Origin of the sequence: Winogradskyella arenosi (assembly GCF_003337305.1) — a bacterium.
Taxonomy (GTDB): domain Bacteria; phylum Bacteroidota; class Bacteroidia; order Flavobacteriales; family Flavobacteriaceae; genus Winogradskyella; species Winogradskyella arenosi.
Genome location: NZ_QPJO01000015.1, coordinates 1 through 3,265, shown reverse-complemented (window position 1 = coordinate 3,265; position 3,265 = coordinate 1). Strand labels below are relative to the sequence as shown.

At 29.1% G+C, this 3,265-nt stretch carries 4 protein-coding genes; all 4 read left to right on the top strand.

Features of this window, described 5'->3' with window-relative positions; all coding sequences use genetic code 11:
- Window positions 1-200: 200 nt before the first annotated feature.
- The 4 genes from DFQ08_RS15905 to DFQ08_RS15890 all read left to right on the top strand — a co-directional run bounded on the left by DFQ08_RS15905 (window position 201) and on the right by DFQ08_RS15890 (window position 3,018).
- On the top strand, window positions 201-926 hold the full coding sequence (locus tag DFQ08_RS15905; protein ID WP_173302569.1) for a CPBP family intramembrane glutamic endopeptidase: 726 nt from the start codon (window positions 201-203) through the stop codon (window positions 924-926).
- A 179-nt stretch (window positions 927-1,105) separates the two neighbouring features.
- Window positions 1,106-2,248: a hypothetical protein gene (locus DFQ08_RS15900; RefSeq protein ID WP_114311027.1), complete on the top strand. Its 1,143-nt coding sequence runs from the start codon at window positions 1,106-1,108 to the stop codon at window positions 2,246-2,248.
- Window positions 2,249-2,467: 219 nt separating this feature from the next.
- Complete coding sequence (locus DFQ08_RS15895; protein ID WP_114311026.1) at window positions 2,468-2,710, top strand: hypothetical protein; 243 nt, start codon at window positions 2,468-2,470, stop codon at window positions 2,708-2,710.
- A complete protein-coding gene (locus DFQ08_RS15890; protein WP_114311025.1) occupies window positions 2,701-3,018 on the top strand; it encodes a type II toxin-antitoxin system RelE/ParE family toxin in 318 nt (105 codons plus the stop codon). The genes DFQ08_RS15895 and DFQ08_RS15890 overlap by 10 nt, the downstream gene beginning before the upstream one ends.
- The last annotated feature ends 247 nt before the right edge of the window (window positions 3,019-3,265 follow it).

Here is a 3,265-nt window from a genome sequence, read left to right as displayed (position 1 = left end):
TCAAACTATTTTTTTGCCTTCTAAACGGCTAAAAAAAATCTTTTGAACTATCTAAATAGTAACCAAAAAGAGTCAACCTATTTCAGTATAATACAAAACACTTTGGCAAATAAATGAACTTATCTCTACCGAAACCTATAATACGTAATCAAAAGAATCAGACAGAATTCCGGTGGAAAACCTTTTGGTGCTTATTAACTATGTTCGTTATAGCAGCCATTGCTAATATACCTCATTCTAGAGCTGTTAAAGAATTAACTTCTAAAGCTAGTGAATTGGAGAACTCTTCAATTCTTCAATCAATAATTTCAAATGGAGTAACTTCTTTAATTATTGGCTCTATCCTTATTTGGATTGGATTATGGGTATCTGCTAAAGCAAACCTTGGAGCACCTTTAATTGTAGAAAAATTATCTGGAAAACCATTTTCTGAGGTTTTTAATAAAAAAATAGTCTTTGCAAGTATATTTATCGGTATCATTTTAGGGGTATTTATTCTAGGGTTACTTAAAATTCAAGAATTTATACTTCCAATAGGTACTGCAAAAGCTAAACATCCTTCTGCAATTCCTAATCTATTTGCATCATTTTCAGCTGGAATTACTGAAGAAATAATATTCCGTTTAGGTATTATGTCATTAATTGTAACGGTAATTAAATACATTATTAAAACAAAAAAAGCTTCCAATCGAATAGTATGGACTGGAAATATAATAACTGCTTTATTATTTGGACTTATTCATATTCCAATGTCAAGTAATTATTTCGACCAAACACCAATTGTAATCGGAACTATAATATTGGGAAATGTGATAACAGGAACAACATTTGGTTGGATATTTTGGCGTTATGGCTTAATAATGGCTATGATAGTCCATTTTATTTCGGATGTTGTTCTTCACGTAATTGGTTCGCCATTCGGATAAACAATTACTGAAAATTGAAAAATAACAAAGGCTAACACCGTGTATAATTAATGGCTGGTTCTCGCCTACTTACGAAAATCCTCTCGGATTTTCTATTCGGTTTTTATTTGCTAAATTAGGTGCTAAAACACGCCACTAATCATACACAAAACCGTTAGCATTAATTTCCAAAAACGAGAATGAGAGAAACAGAAAAAAATGATTACAAAAAATTTTTCATCGACATTTCGGAAAAAATAAATACAAATTCTCAAGAAAAATTTGAAGATACATTCTTTCAAATTCTTAATTTATTAGAATTGCCAAGACCAAGTAAAGAGTTAGAAAAATATTTTGCACATCCTTCTATTATTAAATCTCTTTTGATAAATGCATTAAGTCACGATAAATTGACAAGAGACGATAGAATAGAACTTCAACCTTACCTAACCAAAGCTCTAAAGAAACTAAACAATCACAAAGACAAATATTTCGTAAGATATCGAGTTTTGAATCCCGAAGGAATCTATCCTAATTTTGAATTAAATAGAAAAAATTGCCACTATTCCATTCAAAATCAATTACCAATCATTTGGACAAAAAATAAAATTTCAATTGACAGTAACATTCTTGATTCGTCAGTTATAAATTGGTTGACTCGAAACGAATTAAAACTTGCAACTGCAATTTTATGTTCAGGAGAAGGTCAAAGATTCTATTTATATTTTACAGGATATAATACAGTAGAAATTGGTTGGGATTGTATTTCTAAAATACCTGATAATTTAAAAACTATTTTCTTAAAAGAATACTTTGAGTTAAATATAAAATTTACGCCAATTGGAGTAAGACCTTGGAATAGAGTTCCTATTTATGATTCAACATATTATAAATTTAAAAATTTTGAAAATCATAAAAATTCTTTTGAAAAAATATTTGACAAAATTAGTATTCAAGATGAGTTATTACTTCGAACTTGCAATTATTTTGTAAAGTCAATAATGCATTGGGAAAACACGATTAATGCAGAAGAGGCTATCGCTAATGTATTCTTTTGTCTTGAAGGTTGCTTGCATCTGATTCAGAAAAAATATGGAGACTTTGATACAAGACTAAATTTCAAACTATTGAAAAGTGTTTTTAATAAAGAAATTGAAAATGGAGAAAATTTATTGAATTTCATTAAAGACGGATATTCAACAAGAATAACTCTAGTTCACCCAGAACCTGCTTGGGGAGCTGAATGGAAACCTTTTGTTTGTTCAGATGACTTCTATGAATATTTTAGAATTTGTCGTTCTCTTTTGAATTTTATATTAATAGACGAATACAAAGAATATTAAAAAACTAATGCTAACACCGTATATAATTTATTGCTAGTTCTAGCCTACTTACGAAAATCCTCTCGGATTTTCTATTCGGTTTTTATTTGTTAACTTAGTTGCTTAAACACGCAACAAACCATATACAAACACGTTGGCAACAAGCTGTGAAATTCGTGAAAGCAAGAAAATTAGAGGTTTAATTTGATAATTTTGTATCTTTGATAAAAAGCTAATAAGATGGATTTACAAACAAGAAAACTGGAACTTATTCAAGAATTTTTAAAGATTCAAAGTGAAGATGTTATTTCACGACTTGAAAAAATCCTTAAAAAAGAAAACAAGAATTTCGATAATGATGATTTTAAACCAATGACAATCGAGGAATTTAATTCTCGAATTGATAAATCTATGGAAGATTCAATAAATGGTCGACTAATAGAATCTAGCGAATTAAAAGCCAAGATTGATAAATGGAATTAAAATTATTTTGGACTGATTTTTCTCAAAAAGAACTAGAAAAAATTTATCAATATCATCGAGAAAAAGCTGGAATTCGAATAGCAAAAAAACTCGTTAACGGCATTTATAACGAAACTTTAAAATTACAAAGGCAACCAGAAATTGGACAAGCCGAAGAACTTCTTAAAAACAGAAACCAAGGGTTTAGATATCTAGTCTATAAAAATTATAAAGTCATTTATTGGATAAATAGAAAAAAGAATAGAATTGAAATAAATGATGTTTTTGATACTCGACAAAACCCAATAAAAATAGAACGAAAAAAATAAAAGCCAGTTGCCAACACCGTGTATAATTCATTGCTAGTTATAGCCTACTTACGAAAGTCCTCGCGGACTTTCTATCTGTGATTTATTTGCTAACTTTAGTGCTTAAACACGCAACGAAATCATACACAAACACGTTGTGCGTAATTCCTCAGATGAATTTTCCTGAAATAGGTTGACTAAAAATTAAACCTTTAATTATAGTCACTTATGAAAACACAAAATGAACACTGGCGAAAAAAAACCTACC

Bases quoted from the DNA above. Each gene is read 5' to 3' on its own strand.
- DFQ08_RS15905 (WP_173302569.1), top strand. From the start codon at position 201: ATGTTCGTTATAGCAGCCATTGCTAATATACCTCATTCTAGAGCTGTT.
- DFQ08_RS15895 (WP_114311026.1), top strand. From the start codon at position 2,468: ATGGATTTACAAACAAGAAAACTGGAACTTATTCAAGAATTTTTAAAG.
- DFQ08_RS15890 (WP_114311025.1), top strand. From the start codon at position 2,701: ATGGAATTAAAATTATTTTGGACTGATTTTTCTCAAAAAGAACTAGAA.
- DFQ08_RS15900 (WP_114311027.1), top strand. From the start codon at position 1,106: ATGAGAGAAACAGAAAAAAATGATTACAAAAAATTTTTCATCGACATT.